22 protein-coding genes are annotated in these 22831 nt (G+C 67.6%); 13 read left to right on the plus strand and 9 right to left on the minus strand.

The window, feature by feature from the left end; genetic code table 11:
* Positions 1-193: 193 nt before the first annotated feature.
* Positions 194-2197: a transketolase gene (gene tkt, locus OCT48_RS18205; RefSeq protein WP_263590538.1), complete on the plus strand. Its 2004-nt coding sequence runs from the start codon at positions 194-196 to the stop codon at positions 2195-2197.
* 228 nt (positions 2198-2425) lie between these two features.
* On the opposite strand, the gene OCT48_RS18210 is transcribed toward tkt, so the two are convergent.
* From OCT48_RS18210 to OCT48_RS18220, 3 genes are all read right to left on the minus strand, one after another.
* Positions 2426-3478: a class I fructose-bisphosphate aldolase gene (locus OCT48_RS18210; protein WP_263590539.1), complete on the minus strand. Its 1053-nt coding sequence runs from the start codon at positions 3476-3478 to the stop codon at positions 2426-2428.
* 255 nt (positions 3479-3733) lie between these two features.
* Positions 3734-4126 carry an Hsp20/alpha crystallin family protein gene (locus OCT48_RS18215; RefSeq protein ID WP_263590540.1) on the minus strand — a complete coding sequence of 131 codons (393 nt, stop codon included), beginning with the start codon at positions 4124-4126 and terminating at the stop codon, positions 3734-3736.
* Between the two features lie 37 nt (positions 4127-4163).
* Positions 4164-4625, minus strand: coding sequence for an Hsp20/alpha crystallin family protein (locus tag OCT48_RS18220; RefSeq protein WP_263590541.1), 462 nt, complete (start codon positions 4623-4625; stop codon positions 4164-4166).
* 182 nt (positions 4626-4807) lie between these two features.
* Here OCT48_RS18220 and OCT48_RS18225 point away from each other — a divergent pair, with 182 nt between their 5' ends.
* The 7 genes from OCT48_RS18225 (at position 4808) to OCT48_RS18255 (ending at position 11463) form a co-directional block, all read left to right on the plus strand.
* A complete protein-coding gene (locus tag OCT48_RS18225; protein ID WP_263590542.1) occupies positions 4808-5842 on the plus strand; it encodes a type I glyceraldehyde-3-phosphate dehydrogenase in 1035 nt (344 codons plus the stop codon).
* Positions 5843-5879: 37 nt separating this feature from the next.
* Positions 5880-7043, plus strand: coding sequence for a phosphoglycerate kinase (locus OCT48_RS18230; protein WP_263590543.1), 1164 nt, complete (start codon positions 5880-5882; stop codon positions 7041-7043).
* A 76-nt stretch (positions 7044-7119) separates the two neighbouring features.
* The gene (gene fba, locus OCT48_RS18235; protein ID WP_263590544.1) at positions 7120-8184 is read left to right on the plus strand and encodes a class II fructose-bisphosphate aldolase; all 1065 of its coding nucleotides are present in this window, start codon (positions 7120-7122) and stop codon (positions 8182-8184) included.
* 52 nt (positions 8185-8236) lie between these two features.
* On the plus strand, positions 8237-9613 hold the full coding sequence (locus OCT48_RS18240; RefSeq protein WP_263590545.1) for an AAA family ATPase: 1377 nt from the start codon (positions 8237-8239) through the stop codon (positions 9611-9613).
* A 1-nt stretch (position 9614) separates the two neighbouring features.
* Positions 9615-10208: a hypothetical protein gene (locus OCT48_RS18245; RefSeq protein ID WP_263590546.1), complete on the plus strand. Its 594-nt coding sequence runs from the start codon at positions 9615-9617 to the stop codon at positions 10206-10208.
* Positions 10209-10334: 126 nt separating this feature from the next.
* Positions 10335-10643, plus strand: coding sequence for a hypothetical protein (locus tag OCT48_RS18250; protein WP_263590547.1), 309 nt, complete (start codon positions 10335-10337; stop codon positions 10641-10643).
* Between the two features lie 235 nt (positions 10644-10878).
* On the plus strand, positions 10879-11463 hold the full coding sequence (locus OCT48_RS18255) for a hypothetical protein (RefSeq protein ID WP_263590548.1): 585 nt from the start codon (positions 10879-10881) through the stop codon (positions 11461-11463).
* On the opposite strand, the gene OCT48_RS18260 is transcribed toward OCT48_RS18255, so the two are convergent.
* A complete protein-coding gene (locus OCT48_RS18260; protein ID WP_263590549.1) occupies positions 11460-11747 on the minus strand; it encodes a DUF4235 domain-containing protein in 288 nt (95 codons plus the stop codon). The two genes, OCT48_RS18255 and OCT48_RS18260, sit on opposite strands and share 4 nt — an antisense overlap.
* 193 nt (positions 11748-11940) lie before the next feature.
* On the opposite strand from OCT48_RS18260, the gene OCT48_RS18265 reads away from it, so the two are divergent.
* The 5 genes from OCT48_RS18265 to OCT48_RS18285 all read left to right on the plus strand — a co-directional run bounded on the left by OCT48_RS18265 (position 11941) and on the right by OCT48_RS18285 (position 17096).
* A complete protein-coding gene (locus OCT48_RS18265; RefSeq protein WP_263590550.1) occupies positions 11941-12972 on the plus strand; it encodes a sodium:calcium antiporter in 1032 nt (343 codons plus the stop codon).
* Positions 12973-13129: 157 nt separating this feature from the next.
* Complete coding sequence (locus OCT48_RS18270) at positions 13130-13816, plus strand: HAD-IA family hydrolase (protein WP_263590551.1); 687 nt, start codon at positions 13130-13132, stop codon at positions 13814-13816.
* Positions 13817-14015: 199 nt separating this feature from the next.
* Positions 14016-15053: a LacI family DNA-binding transcriptional regulator gene (locus OCT48_RS18275; RefSeq protein ID WP_263590552.1), complete on the plus strand. Its 1038-nt coding sequence runs from the start codon at positions 14016-14018 to the stop codon at positions 15051-15053.
* An 80-nt stretch (positions 15054-15133) separates the two neighbouring features.
* Positions 15134-16117 carry a sugar kinase gene (locus OCT48_RS18280; RefSeq protein WP_263590553.1) on the plus strand — a complete coding sequence of 328 codons (984 nt, stop codon included), beginning with the start codon at positions 15134-15136 and terminating at the stop codon, positions 16115-16117.
* A 301-nt stretch (positions 16118-16418) separates the two neighbouring features.
* Positions 16419-17096, plus strand: coding sequence for an HAD-IA family hydrolase (locus OCT48_RS18285; RefSeq protein WP_263590554.1), 678 nt, complete (start codon positions 16419-16421; stop codon positions 17094-17096).
* Between the two features lie 77 nt (positions 17097-17173).
* On the opposite strand, the gene uxuA is transcribed toward OCT48_RS18285, so the two are convergent.
* From uxuA to OCT48_RS18310, 5 genes are all read right to left on the minus strand, one after another.
* Positions 17174-18352: a mannonate dehydratase gene (uxuA, locus tag OCT48_RS18290; RefSeq protein WP_263590555.1), complete on the minus strand. Its 1179-nt coding sequence runs from the start codon at positions 18350-18352 to the stop codon at positions 17174-17176.
* 16 nt (positions 18353-18368) lie between these two features.
* Entirely contained in the window at positions 18369-19844 is a 1476-nt protein-coding gene (locus tag OCT48_RS18295) for a mannitol dehydrogenase family protein (protein WP_263592645.1), read from the minus strand.
* A 34-nt stretch (positions 19845-19878) separates the two neighbouring features.
* Complete coding sequence (locus tag OCT48_RS18300; protein WP_263592646.1) at positions 19879-21159, minus strand: TRAP transporter large permease; 1281 nt, start codon at positions 21157-21159, stop codon at positions 19879-19881.
* Complete coding sequence (locus tag OCT48_RS18305) at positions 21159-21731, minus strand: TRAP transporter small permease (protein ID WP_263590556.1); 573 nt, start codon at positions 21729-21731, stop codon at positions 21159-21161. The genes OCT48_RS18300 and OCT48_RS18305 overlap by 1 nt, the downstream gene beginning before the upstream one ends.
* 81 nt (positions 21732-21812) lie before the next feature.
* A complete protein-coding gene (locus tag OCT48_RS18310; RefSeq protein WP_263590557.1) occupies positions 21813-22781 on the minus strand; it encodes a TRAP transporter substrate-binding protein in 969 nt (322 codons plus the stop codon).
* Positions 22782-22831 lie beyond the last annotated feature (50 nt).

The raw sequence follows: 22831 nt of genomic DNA on the forward strand, positions 1-22831 counted from the left end.
GCCCCGGGCGGCCTCCGCCGAGCTACCCGGCCGCCGCCATTTGAAGGCCGGGCCCATCTCGGCGACAATAAGCGACCGACTTTGACCGCGCCGCCCGCGTCTCGCGGCGCATCCCAGCCAGAATCCACGTCCGGCCACCCCCCGGCCCGACCGTGTCATTGCTACTATTGCCGCAGGCGAGGAGCTGACCCCCATGCCGTCCCGTTTCGAACTGGCCAATGCCATTCGCGCCCTGTCCATGGATGCCGTCCAGAAGGCCAAGTCCGGCCACCCCGGCGCCCCGATGGGCATGGCCGACATCGCCGAGGTGCTGTGGAACGACTATCTGCAGCATAACCCGGCCGACCCGCACTGGCCCGACCGCGACCGCTTCGTGCTGTCCAACGGCCACGGCTCCATGCTGCTCTACTCGCTGCTGCACCTGTCCGGCTACGAGCTCGGCCTGGAGGAACTGCAGAACTTCCGCCAGCTGCATTCCAAGACCGCCGGCCACCCGGAATTCGGCTACGCCCCGGGCATCGAGACCACCACCGGCCCGCTGGGCCAGGGCCTGGCCAACGCCGTGGGCATGGCCATCGCCGAGCGCACCCTGGCCGCCCAGTTCAACCGTGACGGCCACACCATCGTCGACCACTACACCTACTGCTTCCTGGGCGACGGCTGCCTGATGGAGGGCATCTCCCACGAGGTGTGCTCGCTGGCCGGCACCCAGGGGCTGGGCAAGCTGATCGCCTTCTACGACGACAACGGCATCTCCATCGACGGCGAGGTCGAGGGCTGGTTCACCGACGACACCGCCAAGCGCTTCGAGGCCTACGGCTGGCACGTGGTGCCCAACGTCGACGGCCACAAGCCCGACGAGGTCAAGGCCGCCATCGAGCTGGCCCGCAGCCACGACGACAGGCCCAGCCTGATCATCTGCAAGACCATCATCGGCTTCGGCGCGCCCAACAAGCAGGGCAAGGAAGAGTGCCACGGCGCGGCGCTGGGCGAGGACGAGGTCGCCGCGGCTCGCGAGCAGCTCGACTGGCCCCACGCGCCCTTCCACGTGCCCGAGGAGATCTACCGGGGCTGGGATGCCGCCGAGGCCGGCCAGTCCCGCCAGGCCGCCTGGCAGGAGCGCTTCGAACGCTACGCCGCGGCCCACCCGGAGCTGGCCCGGGAGTTCAACCGCCGCATCAAGGGCGAGCTGCCGACGGAACTGACCAGCGAGGCGCTGATCGAGCAGGCCCAGGAGCAGGGCGACAACGTGGCCACCCGCAAGGCCTCGCTGGCCTGCCTCAACGCGCTCGGCCCGCAGCTCCCCGAGCTGCTCGGCGGCAGCGCCGACTTGGCGCCGTCCAACCTGACCTTCTGGCAGGGCGCCCAGGCGATCTCCGGCCAGGAGCCGGGCGGCAACTACCTGCACTACGGCGTGCGCGAGTTCGGCATGGCGGCGATCATCAACGGCATCGCCCTGCACGGGGGCTTCGTGCCCTACGGCGCGACCTTCCTGACCTTCATGGAGTACATGCGCAACGCCGTGCGGATGGCCGCGCTGATGGGCGTGCGGGCGATCCACGTGTTCACCCACGACTCCATCGGCCTGGGCGAGGACGGCCCCACCCACCAGCCGGTGGAGCAGCTGACCACCCTGCGCTCCACGCCGAACCTCTCCACCTGGCGGCCCTGCGACGCCGTGGAGACCGCCACGGCCTGGGACGCCGCGCTCAAGCGCCAGTCCGGCCCCAGCGCCCTGGTGCTGTCCCGCCAGGGGCTGCCCCACCAGGCCCGCACCAAGCAGCAGGTGGCCGAGATCCAGCGCGGCGGCTATGTGCTGAAGGACTGCGAGGGCACCCCCGAGCTGATCATCATCGCCACCGGCTCCGAGGTCGCCCTGGCCATGGACGCCGCCACCGCCCTCGTCGAGGCCGGCCGCGCGGTGCGAGTGGTGTCCATGCCGTCCAGCGACGTCTTCGACGCCCAGGACGCCGAGTACCGCCAGCGGGTGCTGCCGGCGGAAGTGGGCAACCGCATCGCCATCGAGGCCGGCCACCGCGACTTCTGGTACAAGTACGTGGGCCTCGAGGGCCGCATCCTCGGCATGAGCACCTTCGGCGAGTCCGCCCCGGCCGGCGACCTGTTCAAGTACTTCGGCTTCACCGTGGAGAACCTGGTGGCCGAGGCCGAGCAGCTGCTGGAGGATGCCGACGACTGACCCCGGCGTCTCGGCACAAGCACAAGGGCACGGCTTCGGCCGTGCCCTTTTCGTTGGGGCCCGCAGCTTCAGGCCCTATCTGATCTGAAAAGTATCGATCTATGTCGCGAGCGATGAGAGGTTGGCCGCCGCCGGAGCACAGCATCCGGAGTTGACTGGCTGCTCAATGAGGATTGCGAGCACCGCCGGCGGCCAAGATATCAAGCGCAGCAATAGATCGACCTTTTCTCAGGCGAGGGTGATGGACTCGTCCAGGTAGACATCCTGGATGGCATTGAGCAGTTCGACGCCCTCGGTCATGGACTTCTGGAAGGCCTTGCGCCCGGAGATCAGCCCCATGCCGCCGGCGCGCTTGTTGATCACCGCGGTGCGCACCGCCTGGCCCAGGTCGCTGGCCCCGCCCGAGGCGCCGCCGGAGTTGATCAGCCCGGCCCGGCCCATGTAGCAGCTCGCCACCTGGTAGCGGGCCAGGTCGATGGGGTGGGACGAGGTCAGCTCGTCGTAGACCCTGTCGTGGGTGTGGCCGAAGCCGATGTCCCGGTAGCCGGCGTTGGTCTCGGCCATCTTCTGCTTGACGATGTCGGCCTTGAGGGTCGCCGCCAGGTGGATGGCCTGGCCGGTGAGGTCGGCGGCGGTGTGGTAGTCGCGGCCCTCGCGCTTGAACTCGGGGTTGCGCAGGTAGGCCCAGAGCACCGTGACCATGCCCAGCTGGTGGGCGCGCTCGAAGGCCTCGCTGATCTCGGTGATCTGGCGACGGCTCTCCGGCGAGCCGAAGTAGATGGTGGCGCCCACCGCCACGCAGCCCATCTCGAAGGCCTGCTCGACCTGGGCGAACAGCGTCTGGTCGTAGGCCGCCGGATAGGTCAGCGTCTCGTTGTGGTTGAGCTTGAGCAGCATGGGGATCTTGTGGGCGTAGCGGCGCGCCACCGAGGCCAGGCCACCCAGGGTCGAGGCCACGGCGTTGCAGCCGCCCTCGATGGCCAGCTCGACGATGTTGGCCGGATCGAAGTAGATCGGATTGGGCGCGAAGGAAGCCCCGGCGGAGTGCTCGATCCCCTGGTCGACCGGGAGGATGCTGAGGTAACCGGTGCCGCCCAGCCGTCCGTGGTCGAACAGGGCCTGCATGTTGCGCAGCACGTGGGGCTGACGATCGCTGAGGGCCATCACCCGATCGATGTAGTCCGGGCCCGGCGCGTGGATCGACGCGGCCGGGATGCCCCGGCACTCATGGGTCAGCAGGCTTTCCGTCTCGTTGCCGAGCAGCTGCGCTATATCGGTCATCGCTCCCTCTCTCCTTGATGGTTGACTGACGGGTTATCGGTACTCCCCCTAGCCTAGAGCAAGCGGCGGCCGCCGACAGCCCATCGGCGGGCAAAAGGAGCGTGGACTGCCCCGAGCCGAATCAGACTTGTCGTCGTGCTTCTCCGCTACCGTACCGGAACGGTGACAGGCGTGACGGGCCCGCCGCGGTCGGTCGCCGCGGTCGGTGGCCAGGCAAAGAAAAGCCCCCTTGACGGGGGCGGGAAGCGTGCCGGCTCAGGCCGTCTTGATATCGATGCGTCGCCGGCGGTGGGTCTCCTTCTTGGGCAGGACCAACTGCAGCACGCCGTTGTCGATGTGCGCCTGGATGCCGTCCACGTCGATCTCGTGGCTCAGGGTGAAACGCCGCGCGAAGCGCTGGGCTTGCACCTCGGCGTAGAGGGGCGTGAGTCCCTCGGGCATCGCCAGGGACAGCTCGCCCTCGAGGCTGAGCACGTTGTCGTTGACCTCGATGGACAGGGTGTCGCGCTGCACGCCCGGCATGTCGGCGATCAGGTGCAGGGCGTTGTCCTCCTCGAAGATGTCCACCGCGGGCAGCATCGCCTCGAGACGACGCTCGCGCCCCTCGACGACCTCACGGGGGGCATCTTGCTTGGCAACCTCGTTCATGACGACTCACCTCCTTTCAGGGATGCGACGACGGGCGTCACGATGCCTGGATCTCGATGCGACGCGGCTTGAGCTCCTCGCGCTTGGGCAGCACCACCTCGCAGATGCCGTCGTGGAAGCGCGCCTCGGCGCGGTCGGGGTCGAGACCCTCCGGCAGGGACAGGGAACGGCTGAACGCGCCCTGATGTCGCTCGCGGCGAAAGTGGCTGCGCTGGCTCGACGCCTCGTCCTCGGCCGTCGACTCGCTGCGTTCGCCGCTGACGGTCAGCACGTTGTCCTGCAGGCTGACCTCGAGTTCCTCGGGCGCGAGCCCGGGGGCGAAGACATAGACCCGCACCGCGTCGTCGGTGCGCCCCACGTTGATCATCGGGAAACTGCCCCGCGGCACCGAGCGGATATCGGCGACGCCGGGGTCGGGCCACATCTCGTCGAAGAAGCGCCGGAACCACTCCGTGCCGGGCGCCCAATCGGTATCGAACCGCCTGAGATCTCCGAACATGTCGAACACCTCCTGATCACCTGCTGTGGATGATGTCGTGCGGGCGTGGACCACCGCCCTCCACTAGCTGAGATAGGGGCTCCCGGGCGATTTTCAAGAGACCGGGGAGGCCGCGACGACGGGCGCGAATTGCGGTAGAATCGCCGGTTTGTGTGCAACGGTTCTGGAGTCCCGGCAACGTCATGGCCCTACGCATCGCCATCAACGGATACGGCCGCATCGGCCAGTGCGTGCTGCGTGCGCTCATCGAGCGCGACGAGCCGGAGCTCGAGGTGGTGGCCATCAACGAGCTGTCGGGCCTCGACACCATCGCCTACCTGACCCGCTACGACACCACCCATGGCCGCTTCCCCGGCCATGTCGAGGTGGACGGCGACCACCTGGTGATCGACGGCCGCGCCATCCGGGTGCTCAGCGAGGCCGACGCCGAGCGGCTGCCCTGGGATGCGCTGGGCATCGACCTGGTGCTGGAGTGCTCGGGCAGCTTCAAGGACCGCGCCACCGCCGAGCGCCACCTGGCGGCCGGCGCCGGCCGCCTGCTGTTCTCCCAGCCGGCCGAGAGCGACGTCGACGCCACCATCGTCACCGGCATCAACGACGCCGAGCTGGCCGCGGGCTGCCGCATCGTCTCCGCGGCCTCCTGCACCACCAACTGCCTGGTGCCGGTGCTCACCGTGCTCGACGAGGCCCTGGGCATCGAGCATGGGGTGACCACCACCATCCACTCGGCGATGAACGACCAGCCGGTGATCGACTCCTATCACCAGACCGACCTGCGCCTGACCCGCTCCGCCATGCACTCCATCGTGCCGGTGGATACCGGACTGGCGCGGGGCATCGACCGCTTGATGCCGCACCTCCACGGCCGCTTCGAGTGCCTGCACGTACGGGTGCCGACGATCAACGTCTCGGCCATGGACCTGTCGCTGTGCGTGCGCAGCGATACCTCGACCGCGGCGGTCAATGCCCTGCTGCGCGAGGCCACCCGGACCCGACTGGCCGGCCTGCTGGGCTACACCGAGGAACCCATGGCCTCGGTCGACTTCAACCACGATCCGCGCTCCGGTATCGTGGACGCCACCCAGACCCGGGTGGCCGGCGGCCGCCTGATCAAGCTGATGTGCTGGTTCGACAACGAGTGGGGCTTCGCCAACCGCATGCTCGACGTCGCCGACCGCATCGCCAAGCTGGGCCCGGTGCCCCCCGCCGACGCCTGACTTCCCTTCGGTTTTCCCAGACGAGGAACCTGCTTCCATGAACGTGCGCAAGATGACCGACCTCGACCTCCGCGGCAAGCGGGTGCTGATCCGCGAGGACCTCAACGTGCCCGTCAAGCACGGCCAGGTGACCAGCGACGCCCGCCTGCGGGCCTGTCTGCCGACCATCAAGGCCGCCCTGGAGGCCGGCGCCAAGGTGCTGCTGATGAGCCACCTGGGGCGTCCCACCGAGGGGGAGCCGGCCGAGGAGTTCTCGCTGGCTCCGGTGGCCGACCACCTGGGCGGCCTGCTGGAGCGCCGGGTCCGGCTGGTCAAGGACTACCTGGGCCAGGAGGTCACCCTCGACGACGGCGAGGTCGCCCTGCTCGAGAACGTGCGCTTCAACGCCGGCGAGAAGAAGGACGACGAGACCCTGGCGCGGCAGTACGCCGCCCTGTGTGACGTCTTCGTGATGGACGCCTTCGGCACCGCCCACCGGGCCCAGGCCTCCACCCACGGCGTGGCGCGCTTCGCCCCCGCCGCCTGTGCCGGCCCGCTGCTCGCCAGCGAGCTCGAGGCGCTGGAGAAGGCCCTCGCCACGCCGAAGCGCCCGATGACCGCCATCGTCGGCGGCTCCAAGGTCTCCACCAAGCTCGAGGTGCTCACCGCGCTGTCCGAGAAGTGTGACCGGCTGATCGTCGGCGGCGGGATCGCCAACACCTTCATCGCCGCGGCGGGCTACAACGTCGGCAAGTCGCTGCACGAGGCCGACCTGATCGACCAGGCCAAGGCGCTGATGGCCAAGGTCGAGATCCCGCTGCCCTCCGACGTGGTAGTGGCCACCGAGTTCTCCGAGAGCGCCACCGCCGTGACCAAGCCCGTCGACCAGGTGAATGATGACGAGATGATCCTCGACATCGGCCCCGAGACCGCGGGGCGCCTGGCCGAGCAGCTCAAGGCCGCCGGCACCATCCTGTGGAACGGCCCGGTGGGGGTGTTCGAGATCGACCAGTTCGGCAAGGGCACCGAGGCGCTGTCGCTGGCCATCGCCGAGAGCGACGGCTTCTCCATCGCCGGCGGTGGCGACACCCTGGCGGCCATCGACAAGTACGGCATCGCCGACCGGGTCTCCTACATCTCCACCGGCGGCGGCGCCTTCCTCGAGTACGTGGAAGGCAAGACCCTGCCGGCCGTGGCGGCCCTGGAAGCGGCGGCCCGCTAACCCCCTTTTCCCTACCCAACGAGACAGGACGCGGCGCTGGCCCGCCGCGTCCCATCACGCACGACAAGGTGACTTCATGGCACTGATCAGCATGCGCCAACTGCTGGACCACGCCGCCGAGCACGGCTACGGCGTCCCGGCCTTCAACGTCAACAACCTCGAGCAGATGCGCGCCATCATGGAAGCCGCCGACGAGACCGACTCTCCGGTGATCGTCCAGGCCTCCGCCGGGGCCCGCAAGTATGCCGGCGCCCCCTTCCTGCGCCACCTGATCCTGGCCGCCGTCGAGGAGTTCCCGCACATCCCGGTGGTCATGCATCAGGACCACGGCACCAGCCCCGCCGTGTGCCAGCGCTCCATCCAGCTGGGCTTCTCCTCGGTGATGATGGACGGCTCGCTCAAGGAAGACGGCAAGACTCCCGCCGACTATGCCTACAACGTCGACGTCACGCGGCGCACGGTCGAGATGGCCCACGCCTGCGGCGTCTCCGTCGAGGGCGAGCTGGGCTGCCTGGGCAGCCTGGAGACCGGCATGGCCGGCGAGGAAGACGGCGTGGGTGCCGAGGGCAAGCTCGACCACGACCAGTTGCTCACCGACCCGGAAGAGGCCGCCGACTTCGTCAAGGCCACCGGCGTGGATGCCCTGGCCATCGCCATCGGCACCAGCCACGGCGCCTACAAGTTCACCCAGCCGCCCACCGGCGACACCCTCTCCATCCAGCGCATCAAGGAGATCCACGCCCGCATCCCCGAGACCCACCTGGTGATGCACGGCTCCTCCTCGGTGCCCCAGGAATGGCTGGAGATCATCAACGAGTTCGGTGGCGCCATCCCCGAGACCTACGGCGTGCCGGTCGAGGAGATCGTCGAGGGCATCCGCCACGGCGTGCGCAAGGTCAACATCGACACCGACCTGCGCCTGGCCTCCACCGGCGCCGTGCGTCGCTTCCTGGCGCAGAACCCGGCCGAGTTCGACCCGCGCAAGTTCCTCAAGGTCAGCACCGCGGCCATGAAGGAGGTCTGCAAGGCCCGCTACGAGGCCTTCGGCACCGCCGGCCACGCCTCGCGGATCAAGCCGATCAACCTCGAGGAGATGTTCCTGCGCTACGAGCGCGGCGAACTGGAGCCGCGGGTGAAGTAACAAACACATTTTTGAAGCCCACTACAACAGTGGGCTTTTTATTGGTGAAAAAATGTTAACCAAGCTAGAAGTTCACGGATTCAAGAACCTGCTAAACTTTGAACTCCACCTTGGCTCATTCACTTGCCTAGCCGGCTTGAATGGTGTAGGAAAGTCCAATATATTTGATGCTATAAAATTCCTATCTTTATTAAGCAACGACACCATCATGGATGCCGCCCAAAAGGTTAGAGACTCTGACTCATCTTCACCCGAGGACATCTTTTGGACTGATGGAGAAAGCAGCCTTGATGAAATCTTCTTGGCAGCGGAAATGCTAATAAACAAGGAAGTGCATGACGATTTTGGCAGGGAAGCAACCGCAACATCTACCTTTCTAAGGTATGAAGTGAAAATTGCAAAAAACCATGAAAACTCAAACGGAGCCACAAGAGCATCACTTTTCCTTTCCCACGAACAGCTTGACTACTTCACCAAGCATGAAACCCCTTCCCATATACTATTCCCTCATAGCGCATCACTCTTTCGCCAATCCACCGTAATGAACAAAAGAAGGGGAAAGAGCTACATTTCGACATCCAGAGATGGCGACATCATTGAAATTAGACTTCATCAAGACGATGGAAGCCGAGGAAAACCTCAAACCTTTCCCGCAGAGCAAGCACCCAAAACCGTCTTAGCCAACACCAACAACAATGCTTGGCCAACAATTCTCGCAGCCCGAAGAGAAATGCTTTCCTGGCGCTTTTTAGCTCTAGAGCCAAGCGCAATGCGCCGCTCTAACAATATGTACGACCCTCAAAAAATATCAACATCAGGTGATTATTTAGCATCTACTTTCCAAAAGTTACTCAAAAAAGACCTTAAATCGAAGTTCAGAGTTTCCCAACAGCTTTCTACAATCTTACCCGTATCAGGTGTACGCCTTGACACCAATGAGATACGCCAACTCCTTACCATTGAAGTTAAAGAACGATCAGGCGCATACCTTCCAACAAGAGCACTATCCGACGGAACACTTCGGTTCTTGACGCTATGCATAATGGCAGAAGACAGCGATTTTGAAGGGTTGCTTTGCTTTGAAGAGCCCGAAAATGGGATACACCCAGCCAAGATGAGAGAAATCTATGACTTGCTTACCGGGATGTCTGTAGACACCCACGACGTGGTCAATGAAGAGAACCCTATGCGCCAGGTCATAATCGCCACGCACTCCCCAACAATGGTACAACTTCAGAATGAAGAAGATCTTGTATATGTTGAAAGCGTAAAAACAAAAGGCCCAAATGGACTTCCCACAAACACGCTACGAACAAAAAGCTTGCATGGCACCTGGAGAAGCAAAGAGTCTGGAAAATATATCAGCAAGGCTTCCATAGGTGCATACCTGTCTCTTCCCAAGGACGCACAAATCAAGCTGGAAATCTAACATGCAAGAAATAAACTTTATCCTAACATGCGAAGGGACTTCAGACGCTAACTTGGTTGAGCATTTAAAGAACCTCTTAATTCAGCGAGGGGCAGATGAAGTAAGCGGCCAACATGCAGATTTATCAATTCTGCGGAAACCACCTGGTGGGTCAGTACGCGAAAAACTTAATGCAATCAATGAGTTGTACCCAGAAGCAAATGTCGTCTTCATTCACCGTGACGCTGACAACCAAGGTGCTGAAGAAAGAGCTAATGAAATTAAAGAGCAAAGCGAAAATTTTCCAAAAACTACCATCCCTCTCATCCCGGTCAAAATAACTGAGACATGGCTTCTAGCAGACAAAGAAAAAATCACAGAGATAACCGGAGTCGAACCCAACAACATACCTCCTTTAAAAAACCTTGAAAAAAGTGGAAGGGCAAAAGAAATCCTAATGGACTGTTTGACCTCTGGCGTTAAAAAGAAGCAGAAAAAGACGACTTTTTATAGAGCTAGGGCCCAACTCTGTCAAGAACTCAGACCCGAAGGCCCCGTGAGTATGCTGGCATCCTACAATGCTTTCACACAAAAAATTGATGAGCTTTTCCTTTAGCAAAAGAAAAAACCTCTATACAGAAATATTTATGGGCATTAGATTGATTCAAGCAAGGAGGTCGACGAGGGCGTGCGCAAGGTCAACATCGACACCGACCTGCGCCTGGCCTCCACCTGACCCGCTATGCACAACTTACTGATCCCTGTGGTTGCCATCCTCGTCGCCGCCGGCCTGATCGTCGGCGCCCAGGCGGTCTCCGACGCCAAGCGCGACGAGCGCATCTCTGCCGCCATCGCCGAGCGCCTCGACACCACCGAGCGCGTCGACCTCTCTCACCTCAGCGAGGTCAACAAGGGCTATGGCCTGTGCGGCGACTACGCGCTGCCCGGCGGCCCCACCGCCCGCTTCTACTACCACACCGTCACCGAGCGCCTGGCGCTGGATGACGCCGCGCCCCTCTACCGCGACAACTGCGCCCGACTCGCCCGCTGAGACGCATCGGCGGCGCGGCATCGGTCTCGAGCGGGGCATCGGCGCCTCCTGGAGTGGGTAGCAGTTCGTCGGTGCGTTCAACCTGGCCCAGCCACCGCGCGGCACAGCCCTTCATGCCCGGCCCCGGACAAGCCGGTGATCCTCACCGGGGCCCAGATCCCCTGGGAAAGCCGAGCAGACGGCGGCCCGACGCGTGTCCTAGAGTGGAGGTGACGTCTTCAAACGGGAGAGCGAGATGAAGGGACGAATACCACGCCCGGGATCGGTGCTGATGATGGCCGCACTGCTGCTGGCGGTCCCCGTCCCCCTGCAGGCGGCGTCGGAGACGGCGACGGATGACACGGTGGCAGGCCAGGAGGCCGACGAGGCCACCAAGGACCTGGAGAGCGTGCCCGAGCCGGTCGAGCAGGCGCGTCTCGAGACGCGGCAGCAGGCCGACTACGGTCCCTACCTCACCGACCGCGAGGGCATGAGCCTGTACCTGTTCGCGATGGAGGAGCCGGGGAGCGGCAGCCACTGCGCGCAGTCCTGCGCCATCGCCTGGCCGCCCTACACTACTCGCCAGGCGCCCCAGGCCGGCAAGGGCGTCGATGCCGACAAGCTCGGCACCATCGAGCGCGAGGACGGCACCCGCCAGGTGACCTATGCCGGCTGGCCGCTCTACTACTTCAGCGGCGACAAGGAGGCCGGCGACGCCCTCGGCCAGGATGTGCTGCACCTGGGCGCGCCCTGGTACCTGGTCTCGCCGGCAGGCGAGAAGATCGAGCAGGGCCAGCGCCAATCGGCCCCCGACGCGCCGCAGGGGAGCCCCGGGGACTAGTCTCCCGGATGCTCCAGGGCGCGCCGCGGCCGGCGGCGCTCGCTGCGGCGGCGCGCCTCCTCGCCCAGGCGATGGCCGACTACCCGGGCCACGCCGACCAGGGCGCCGCTCGCCATGCCCCAGACCAGGGCCTCCCGCCACCGGGTATCGCGGCGCCCGGGGTTCTCCGGCGGGGCGGCCCCGGCCGCCTTGCGGTAGGCCTCCCGGGCGGTGTGCCGGGTCAACAGCCCGGCGCCGATGACGGCCGTGTAGCCGACCACCGACCAGAGCATTTTCCGTTTCATGACTTGACGGCCTCCGGGTGAACGCTGTGGACTGGCGGATCAGTGCCGCCCCTCCCTGAGTATCATGGCAGGGCGCCGCCATCATCGCCCAGCGCCCCTCGGCAGGAGCCGACATGTCCGACACCCTCAGCGCCCGAACGGCAGGTAACGGGCACCACGCGCCCCGCCCCTCCCGCGCGACGAGGCCCTCCCCTTGCTGACGGACCTCGCCCTCGTCACCGCCGTCGCCCTGTTCGTCGGTTGCACCCTGGTGATCGGCGTGGCGGGCACCCGGCTGGCCCATATCGTCGACGACCTCGCCGATCGCACCGGGCTCGGCGAGGCCATCGCCGGGGCCGTGCTGCTGGGCATGGCCACCTCCCTGTCGGGGCTGGTGCTGTCGGTCTCCGCGGCGCTGGCCGACCGCCCGACCCTGGCCATGAGCAATGCCCTGGGCGGCATCGCCGTGCAGACCCTGTTCCTGACCATCGCGGACCTGGTCCATCGGCGGGCCAACCTGGAACATGCCGCCGCCTCCATCGGCAACCTGATGCAGGGGGGGCTGCTGCTGTGCCTGCTGGCGCTGGTGCTGGTGGGTCGCTTCGCCCCCGAGTGGACCCTGTGGCAGGTGCACCCGGTGACCCCGCTGCTGTTGCTGGCCTACCTGTTCGGGCTGCGCCTGGCGGACCGCACCAAGGACAGGCCCATGTGGCGCCCGGCCCAGACCCGCGAGACACAGCCCGACATCCCCGACGAGCAGGCCATGGCCCGCTCGGCCCTGAGCCTGTGGCTGAGCTTCCTGGGCCTGGCCTTGGCGCTCGGGGCCAGCGGCTGGCTGCTCGAGCGCGCCGCCTCGGTGATCGCCGCCGAGACCGGCCTCGGCCAGTCGGTGGTGGGCGCCCTGATGACCGCGGTGGTGACCTCGCTGCCGGAGCTGGTCACCTCGGTGGCGGCGGTGCGACGGGGCGCCCTGACCCTGGCCGTGGCCGGCATCATCGGCGGTAACGCCTTCGATACCCTCTTCGTGGCCGCCTCGGACGTCGCCTATCGGGGCGGGTCCATCTATCACGCCATCCCCGACCCGGTGGCGCTGTGGGTCGCGCTGTCGCTGCTGATGACCGCCATCCTGATGGTCGGCATGATCCACCGCGAGCGGCTGGGGCCGGGCCGCATCGGCTTCGAGAGCCTGGCCATCGCCGGCTGCTACCTGGCCGGCGTGCTGTCCCTGCTGTTCACCTCCGGCTGATCACCTCCGGCTGAGACCGTCTCCCGCGGGAGACGGGGCCTGCAACTTTAAAAACAGTGTTCACAAAATAGGGAAACTGGGCTTTAATGAATGATGAGCGCTGGCGATATGACACAATGGCGTTCACAACTTCCTGACACGCCCGCGAGGTCTGGTGATGGCACGCCCTCTCTGCCTGCTCTTCGATTGCGACGGCACCCTGGTCGACAGCGAACCCCTGTTGGCCGACGAGATGGAGACGAGCCTCACCGCCGTGGGCCTGCCCTTCCAGGCCAGCGATTACATCGGCGAGTTCCGGGGCGCCCGCTTCCGCCATATCGTCGCCGAGCTGGAACGCCGCCACGGCGCGGTGGACCCCGGCCACCTCGAGGTGCTGGAACGCGACATGCGCGCCAACCTCAATCGCCGCCTGGCCACCGACCTCAAGCCCATCACCGGCGCCACCGAGGCCCTGGCCAGCCTCACCGGCCACCCCATGGGCGTGGTCTCCAACGGCCCGGTGAACAAGATCCGCACCTCCCTGATGGCGACCCGGCTCGAAGCCGTCTTCGGCGATCACCTGTTCAGCGCCTACGAGGCCCAGTGCTGGAAACCCGACCCCTGCCTCTATCACCACGCCGCCAGCCTGATGGGCTATGCCGCCGAGGACTGCGTGGCCATCGACGACGCCATCGTCGGGGTGAGGGCCGCGCTGGCCGCCGGCATGACGGTGATCCACCTCAACCGCTTCCCGGACGCCGAGGAGACCCCCGAGGGCGCCATCACGATCACCAGCATGTTCCAGCTGCCCACCGTGATCTCGCGCCTGGAGAGCTCCCGCCACCTGGCGACTTCCCAGGCCTGATGCCGCCGCCCCTGGCCTCGGTCAGGCCCCCACACGGCAGGGTGCAGCCGGTGACCTCCCGAGCCGTGACGGCGCCCGGGAGTCGGTGCCCCCGAGGACAGCCACCCGCCCCCCGACCTTTGTCTAGCCCCGGACGCCTTGCCAGCCGGCACTCCCCGCGCCTACGATGGTAACGTTCCCATCCCAGGCCGATCCGCCGATGTCCAAGAACGCCCAACGCGCCACCCTCCTGGAAGTCGCCCGCGACGCCGGCGTCTCCAAGACCAGCGTCTCCCGCTATTTCGGCGGCGAGCGAGAGCGCCTGTCGCGGGACATGCAGCGGCGCATCGCGGCCAGCGCCAGGCGCCTGGGCTATCGTCCCAACCAGATGGCCCGCGGGCTCAAGGGCGGTCGCTCGCGCCTGATCGGCATGCTGGTGGCGGACATCCGCAACCCCTTCTCGATCGCGGTGATGCACGGGGTGGAGCAGGCCTGCCGGGAGCAGGGCCTCTCGCTGATGGTCTGCAACACCGACAACGACCCGGCCCTGGAACGAGAGCACCTGGCCCTGCTCGCCGGCTACCAGGTGGAGGGACTGGTCATCAACGTCGCCGGCCGGCCCAGCCGGGAGCTCGAGGCCCTGGCCGCCCAGGGCACCCCCCTGGTGCTGCTCGACCGCTCACTGGGCGACTTCGAGGCCGACGTGGTGGGACTCGACAACGCCAGCGCCATCGATAGCGCCCTCGACCATCTGCAGGCCCAGGGCTACGGCGAGCTGCTCTACGTCAGCGAACCGCCAGCCGAGGCCAGCTCGCGCCGGGCCCGCCTGGCGCGCTTCCACGAGCAGCTCGCCGCCCGCGAGCTGAGCGGCGAGGCGTGCTGCCTGGCGCTCGACGGCCATGCGTCGGCGCTGGAGCGCGCCATCGCCGCCTTCCTGGACGCCCCGGCCGACAGGCCCCGGGCACTGCTGTGCGCCAACGGCAACGTCACCCTGGCGGTGACCCGGGCGCTGCAGGCCCTCGGCGTCCCCCTGGGCGAGACCGGGCTGATGGGCATCGACGAGCTCGACTGGTGCGCCCTAGTCGCCCCCGGCATCACCACCCTCGCCCAGCCCACCGAGGACATCGGCCGGACGGCGGTGGACAGCCTGCTGCAACGCCGTACGCAGCGCGAACGTCCCGCCCCGCCGCGGCACATCCACTACCAGGCCCGGCTCATCGCTCGCGGCTCGACCCGCCGCCCGGCATCGGGCCGCTGACATGAGCCCGGTCGAAGCGCTCGTCCGGCAGGGCCCATCTACCGGATGGTATCGTTCCCACTTTATATGAGGCATTGTCCATGACAGCTACCGCGACACCTCCCGAGATCCTCGCCTTCGGCGAGGCGATGACCCTGTTCGTCGCCGATGCCCCCGGCGACCTGGCCGAGGTCGAGCATTTCCAGCGCCGCATCGCCGGGGCCGACACCAACGTGGCCATCGGCCTGGCCCGCCTGGGCTTCCATGTCGGCTGGCTGAGCCGGGTCGGCGACGACGCCTTCGGCCGCTACATTCGCCGCACCCTGGAGGCCGAGGGCCTGAACTGTCGCCACCTGGCCCGTGACCCGGCCCACCCCACCGGCCTGGTCTTCAAGGAACGCGCCGAGGGCGGCGCGGATCCCCACGTCGAATACTACCGTCGCGGCAGCGCCGCCAGCCGGCTGGCGCCGGACGACGCCGCCGCCGTGGACTTCGCTTCGGCCCGCCACCTGCACGCCACCGGCATCCCGCCGGCGATCTCGGCGAGCTGCCGCGAGCTGTCCTGGCACATGCTCGAGCACGCCCGCCGCGCCGGGGCCAGCATCTCCTTCGACCCCAACCTGCGCCCCGGCCTGTGGGCCAGCGAGGCCGAGATGTGCGACACCCTCAACGCCATGGCCGGTCACGCCGACTGGGTGCTGCCGGGGCTGGCCGAGGGGCGCCGCCTGACCGGCCTGGAGACGCCCCACGACATCGCCGGCTTCTACCTCGACCGCGGCGCCCGGGCGGTGATCATCAAGCTGGGACCGGAGGGCAGCTACTATCGCGGCACCCTCGGCGGCCAGGAGGAAAGCCTCGACGTGCCCGGCATCGCGGTGCGCGAGGTCGTCGACACCGTGGGCGCCGGCGACGGCTTCGCGGTCGGGGTGGTCAGTGCGCTGCTCGACGGCCGCTCGCCGCGCGAGGCGCTCAACCGCGGCAACCTGATCGGCGCCCTGGCGGTGCAGGTGCTCGGCGACATGGAGGGCCTGCCCAGCCGTGCGCGCCTCGACGAGCTCGAGGCCAGCCTCCCCACCCCGGATTGAGGACCTTCCCATGACCAAGCGCATCGTCGTCTCCAGGACGCGCAGCTGCGTCGCGATTTCCATGTCGACGTCTTCGAACACCTCGAGGATCTCGACGACCCGGCCTTCCGCGCCGCCCTGCGCGAGGCCCATGGCCTGGTCGGTGCCAGCCGGCGAATCACCCCCGAACTGCTCGACGCGGCTACTAACTGCGATTGCCCAGCCACCTCGGGCTTGCCACTCAAGGGTGTCGACTATTGCTGGTAGTATCTGACCCCGCACGCCGCTCGACCGCCCACTCCCCTGCCCCCGCGAGGTCCGCATGACATTCCCCCTCTGCCTGCTCTTCGACTCCGACGGCACCCTGGTCGACAGCGAGATCCTGCTCGCCCAGGTGATGGCGGAGACGCTGCCGCACTTCGGCCTGCCGTTCACCGCCCGCCAGTACATGGAGGAGTTCCGCGGCGTGCGCTTCCTGGCCATCGTCCAGCAGCTGGAGACACGGCACGGCGCCCTCGACGACGTCCGCTTCCAGGCAATGGAAGATGCCATGCGCGCGCGCATGGAGGACCGCATGCGCGAAGAGCTCGTGGCGATCGACGGCATGCCCGCGGCGCTCGAGGCGCTGGCCGCCTACCCCCGGGCGGTGGTCTCCAACGGCCCCGAGCGCAAGATCCGCTGCGCCATGGCCAGCACCGGCCTGGCCCCCCACTTCGGCGAGCGGCTGTTCAGCGCCTACACCCTGGGGGTGTGGAAGCCCGACCCGGCGCTCTACCTCAAGGCCGCCGAGGCGATGGGCTATGCGCCGGAGCGCTGCGTGGTGATCGACGACGCCGCGGTGGGCGTGGCCGCCGGGCTCGCCGCCGGTATGCGGGTGGTGCACCTCAATCGCTTCCCCGACGAGGAGACCACCCCCGAGGGCGCCATCGCCATCGGCCACCCCGGCGAGCTGCCGGCGATGATCGCCGAGCTGGCCGCCAAGGTGCCGCAGCCGGTCTGAGCCGGCCGCGCCAGACGACGACGCCCCCGCCGGTGGCACCGGCGGGGGCGTCGCGTTTCGGGCGTTCGCTTCCGGGCTCAGGCGGTCAGCGAGCGCACCGCCAGCTCCACGCCGCGCAGCTCGGCCAGCCCCTTGAGGCGGCCATAGAGCGGGTACCCCGGCGCGGTGTCGCGATGCTGGTCGTCGAGGATATGGTGGCCATGGTCGGGGCGCAGCGGCAGCCGTGGGCCGCCCTCCCGCTCGCGGCGGCGCTCCTCGGCGACCAGCGCCCGGACCACGCCGACCATGTCCAGGTCGCCGCCCAGGTGATGGGCCTCGTGGAAGGAGCGCGGGTCCGGCGACTCCCGCCGGGTGGCGCGCAGATGGGCGAAGTGGATGTGCGGAGCGAAGCGCTCGGCCATCGCCACCAGGTCGAGGTCGGCGCTGACCCCGTAGGAGCCGGTGCACAGGGTCAGGCCGTTGGCCGGGCTCGGCACGCGCTCGAGCAGCCACCGGGCATCCTCGGGCCCGGATACCACCCGCGGCAGGCCGAGCATCGGGCGGGGTGGGTCGTCGGGGTGGATCGCCAGACGCACGCCCACCTCCTCGGCCACCGGGACGACCGCCGCGAGGAAGTCTCCCAGGTGCTCGCGCAGCCGCTCGGCATCGATCTCGGCATATTCCGCGAGCACGCCGCGGAACCGCTCGAGGGTATAGTGCTCCTCGGCGCCGGGCAGCCCGGCGATGATGGTGTTCACCAGCCGCTCGCGACCGGCGTCGTCGAGGCCGTCGAGATAGGCCTGGGCCTCGGCCTTCTCGGCGTCGGAGTACTCCTCTTCGGCGCCGGGGCGGGCCAGCAGGTAGAGGTCGAAGGCGGCGAAGGCGGTCTGGTCGAAGCGCAGCGCCAGGCCACCGTCCGGCAGGCGCCAGGCCAGGTCGGTGCGCGTCCAGTCGAGCACCGGCATGAAGTTGTAGCAGACCACATCGATGCCACAGGCCGCCAGGTGGCGCAGCGTCTGCTGGTAGGCCGCGATATAGGCGTCGCGGCCGGCCAGCCCCTGCTTGACGGCCTCGTGCACCGGCACGCTCTCCACCACCGACCAGGTGAGGCCGGCCGCCTCGATCATGCGCTGGCGCTCGGCGATGGCCTCGAGCGGCCAGACCTCGCCATTGGGGATCTCGTGCAGGGCGGTGACGATGCCGGTGGCCCCGGTCTGGCGGATCTCGTCGAGGCCGATGGGGTCGGCGGGGCCGAACCAGCGCCAGGTGTGTTCCATGGGAGGGTCCTCTCGGTCAGGCCCGTTCGAGGGCGGCCAGCGCCCCGGCGAGCCCCTGTCGGGTCAGGGTGGTGGTGGCGGCGACGACCGCCCGGGCGAAGCGCGGCTCGGCCGCCAGCGCCGGCGGGAAGACGTCCTCCACGGCCAGGAAGGCCGGCACCAGGGCCTCGACATCGTCGCCGTGGCGCGCGTGCAGGGCCGCCAGCCGGCTGGCCAGGGGGTCGTCCACCGCATGGGGCCGGCCGGCCAGATCGTCGCCGGCCGTATAGCGGATCCAGGCGGCCACGCCGAGCGCGGTGCAGGGCACCTCGCCACCGGCCGCCAGGCGTGCCTGGGCGCCGTGCAGCCAGCGCTGGGGCAGCTTCTGGGAGCCGTCCATGGCGATCTGCTGCAGGCGATGGCGCAGGCTGTCGTTGGCGAAGCGCTCGAGCAGCTGCTCGGCGTAGGCGGTGAGACCGGTGCCCTCGGGCATGGCCAGGGTGGGGGCGGCCTCGTCGAGCATGTAACGGCGCAGCAGGGCCACCAGGGCGTCGCGGCCCACGGCATCGGCCACCGTCTCGATGCCGTCCAGGGCGCCCAGGTAGGCGAGCAGCGAGTGGCTGCCGTTGAGCATCCGCAGCTTCATGGTCTCGAAGGGCGCCACGTCGGCGACCATCTCCACGCCGTCCGCCTCCCAGTCGGGACGCCCCCGGGGGAAGTCGTCCTCGACCACCCACTGGCTGAAGGCCTCGCCGACCACGGCATTGGGGTCCTCGACGCCGAGCTCGGCGAGGCGGGTGAAGTCCGCCTCGGTCATGGCCGGCACGATGCGATCGACCATGCTGCACGGGAAGGCCACCTCGCGCTCGACCCACGCCGCCAGCTCGCCGTCGCGACGGGCCGCCAGCTCGGTCACGGCGGCGCGGGTGCGCTTGCCGTTATCGGGCATGTTGTCGCAACTGAGCACCGTGAACGGCGCCAGCCCCGCCGCCCGGCGCCGCGCCAGTGCCTCGACCAGCAGCCCCGGCGCGGTGCACGGCGCCTCGGGGTCGGCGATGTCCGCGGCGATCAAGGGATCGTCCTCGAGCAGGCGGCCGCTGGCCGGACTCAGGAAATAGCCCTTCTCGGTCACCGTCAGGGTCACGATGCGCGTCTCGGGGGAGGCCAGGCGCGAGAGCAGCGCCTCGCGGTCGCGCCCCCAGCGGCCACTGGCGGGATCCTTCCCGGTGAAGAGGGTCTCCTCGATCACGCCGATCTCGCGGACGGTGACATGCGCGCTGTCGGCGTACTCGGCCACGTGGTAGCGGTGGCCGGCCTCGCGAAGGGCGTCCACCAGACCCACGCTGGAACGCAGGTTGGCGCTGCTCAGGCCCCAGGCGGTATCGCCGCTGCGCTGGCGATAGCGCTCGAGATAGACCGCCTGATGGGCGCGGTGGAAGGCCCCCAGGCCCAGGTGGACGACGCCGATTCGGCCGCTGCCGGGGCGGGCCGACAGCCGTGTGACATCCTGCATCATGGTCTCCATGTCAGTGGGTTTCCCGGTCGCCTCACTGGCCCAGGATCAGGTTGGGCAGCCACAGCGAGATGAACGGCACATAGGCCACCAGCAGCAGCACCACCAGGTTGCAGAGCAGGAACGGCAGGATGGCCCGGGCCACGGCCATCATCTGCAGGTTGCCGATGCCCGCGACGACGAACAGGCACACCCCCACCGGCGGGGTGGTCAGGCCGATCATCAGGTTGAGCACCGCCATGACCGCGAAGTGCACCGGGTCCATGCCCACCCCGGTGGCCACGCCCAGCAGCGCCGGGAAGAGGATGATCAGCGCGGCGATGGTCTCCATGAAGGCGCCGACGAACAGCATGATGAGGTTGAGGATCAGGATCACCACCAGCGGGTTCTCGCTGATCGCCAGGATGCCGGCGGCCACCATCTGCGGGATCTGCTGGCTGGTCAGGATCCAGCCGAACAGGTTGGCCAGGCCCACCAGCAGCAGCAGCGCCGAGGAGGTCAGCACGGTGTCGGAGAGGATGGCCGGCAGCTTGCGCCAGGAGAGGCCCTTGTAGACGTACATGCCGACCACCAGCGCGTAGAGGCTGGCGACGATGGAGGCCTCGGTGGGGGTGAAGAAGCCGCCGATGATGCCGTAGAGGATGATGCCGGTCATCAGCAGCGCCCAGAAGGCGGTGCGCCCCTCGCGCAGCAGCTCGAGGAAAGGCACGCGACGCTCCTTGGGATAGCCGCGGCGAATGGCCAGCAGATAGACGGTGACCATCATCGCCAGGCCCAGCAGGATGCCGGGGATGGCGCCGGCCAGGAACATGCGTCCCACCGAGACCCCGGTCAGCGAGCCGGCGATGATCATCGGCACGCTGGGCGGGATAATCGGCCCGATGGTCGAGGACGCCGCGGTGACGGCGGCGGAGAACGGCTTGTCGTAGCCGGCCTTGGCCATGCCGGGGATCATCACCGAGCCGATGCTGGCGGCATCGGCCACGGCGGTGCCGGAAATGCCGCCGAAGATCATCGATCCGCCGACGTTGGCCAGGCCCAGCCCGCCGCGGATATGCCCGACCAGGGCGTTGGAGAAACGCACGATGTGCTCGGTGATGTTGCCGACGTTCATCAGGTTGCCGGCCAGCACGAAGCCGGGGATACACAGCAGCACGAAGGTGTCGATCCCCGAGTAGAGGCGCTGGGGCACGATGGTCAGCGGGATCCCCGCCAGCAGCAGGTAACTCAGCGAGGCAATGCCCAGCGAGAAGGCGATCGGCACCCCGACCAGCAGCAGCACCAGGAAGACGGCAAACAGCGCGATCACTTCCATCACGGGGCCTCCGTATCGGCTTGGGAGGGCTTGCGGCACATGGCCAGCAGGCCCTCGACGACACCGATGGCGCTGTACAGCACGACCAGCGCGAACAACACCACGGTGGAGAAGAAGATGTAGAGCATGGGGACCTTCAGCGTCGGCGAGGTCTGCCAGGCGCCGTTGGCGGCGTACTGCCAGGCATAGGGCAGCACGATCAGGGCGAAGGCGCCCATCAGCAGGCACACCAGGGCCTGGTAGGCCGCCCGGGCGCGGGGCCCGAGCCAGTGGTGGAAGAGCTCCACATTGACATTGCGGTGCTGGCGGATCACCACCCCCGCCGAGAGCGCGACCATGTAGATGAACAGGTAGCGCGACAGCTCCTCGGTCCAGGCCGGGGAGAAAGGCAGCACCAGGCGACCGGCGATCTGCAGCAGCACGGTGCCGGCGATGCCCACCAGCGCCAGGGTGGCGAGGGTGGTGAACAGGGTATCGAGCCAGCCGATCATGCGGCCGGCGAATCCCGCCAGGCGGGGAACCGTCGACAGGGCGTCGAGTTCCTCGACGACCCGCTGCTCGGAGGCATCCATGGATACACCTCATGGGGGTGATCGGTCACCCCGGTGGCGACATGGGAAGCGGCGGGCACGAAAGGTGCCCGCCGCAGAGGCTCACAGGTTCTGGATGGCGTCGAACAGCTCGCGCTGTTCCTCGTCGAGCGCCTCCAGCACGGCCGGGCGCGCCTTCTCGATGAAGGCCTCGGTATCGACCTCGACGAACTCCATGCCGCGCTCCTGCAGGCTCTGGCGCAGGCGCTCCTGATCCTCGGCGAACAGCTCGGCCTCGTAGGCCTGCATCTCCTGGGCCGCATCGCGGACCACCTGCTGCAGCTCCTCGGGCATGGCCTCGAGCTTGTTCCTGCCGATCACCACGTAGATCCAGCTGCGCACGTGGCCGGTGAGGTTCACGTAATCCTGCACCTCGTAGAAGCTGGCGCTCTCGATCAGGCTCAGCGGGTTCTCCTGGGCCTCGATGGTGCTCTGCTGCAGCGCGGTGAACACCTCGCTGAAGGCCATCGGGGTGGGCCGCGCGCCCAGCGCCTCCCAGGTATCGACGAACAGCGGCACGTTGGGCACCCGCAGGCGAATGCCGTCCAGCTCGTCGGGCGAGGCGATGGGCCGGTTGCTGGTCAGGTGACGCGGGCCGCGCTCGAACCAGGCCAGCGGCACCAGGTTGGCACGCTCGGTGATCTGGGCCTCGATCTGGTCGCCGATCTCGCCCTCCACGGCCTGCTCCAGGTGCGCGGAATCGCGGAAGGCGTAGGGCACGGCCATCATGGCCGCCTTGGGCGCCCAGTTCTGCAGGCTCTCCCCGGTGATGGTCATGTCGGCGGTGCCCAGCTGGATGCTGTTGATGACATCCATCTCGGCGCCGAGCTGCTCGTTGGGGTAGACCTGCACCTCGATCCGCCCCTCGGAGTTCTCCTCGACCACTTCCTTGAACTTGACGGCGGCCTGATGCCAGACGTGCTGCTCGTTGGCCAGATGGCCGAACTTCAGGGTGTAGTCGGCGGCCAGGCCGGCCTGGCTGCCGAGGATGGCGGCGCCCAGGACGGCGCTGGTCACGAGTCGTTTGATCATGGCGTTGTCTCCTGGCACTTGCGGTTGTGGGTTGTTGGTGGCGTGCGGAC

The organism is Halomonas sp. M4R1S46 (assembly GCF_025725685.1).
GTDB lineage: Bacteria > Pseudomonadota > Gammaproteobacteria > Pseudomonadales > Halomonadaceae > Halomonas.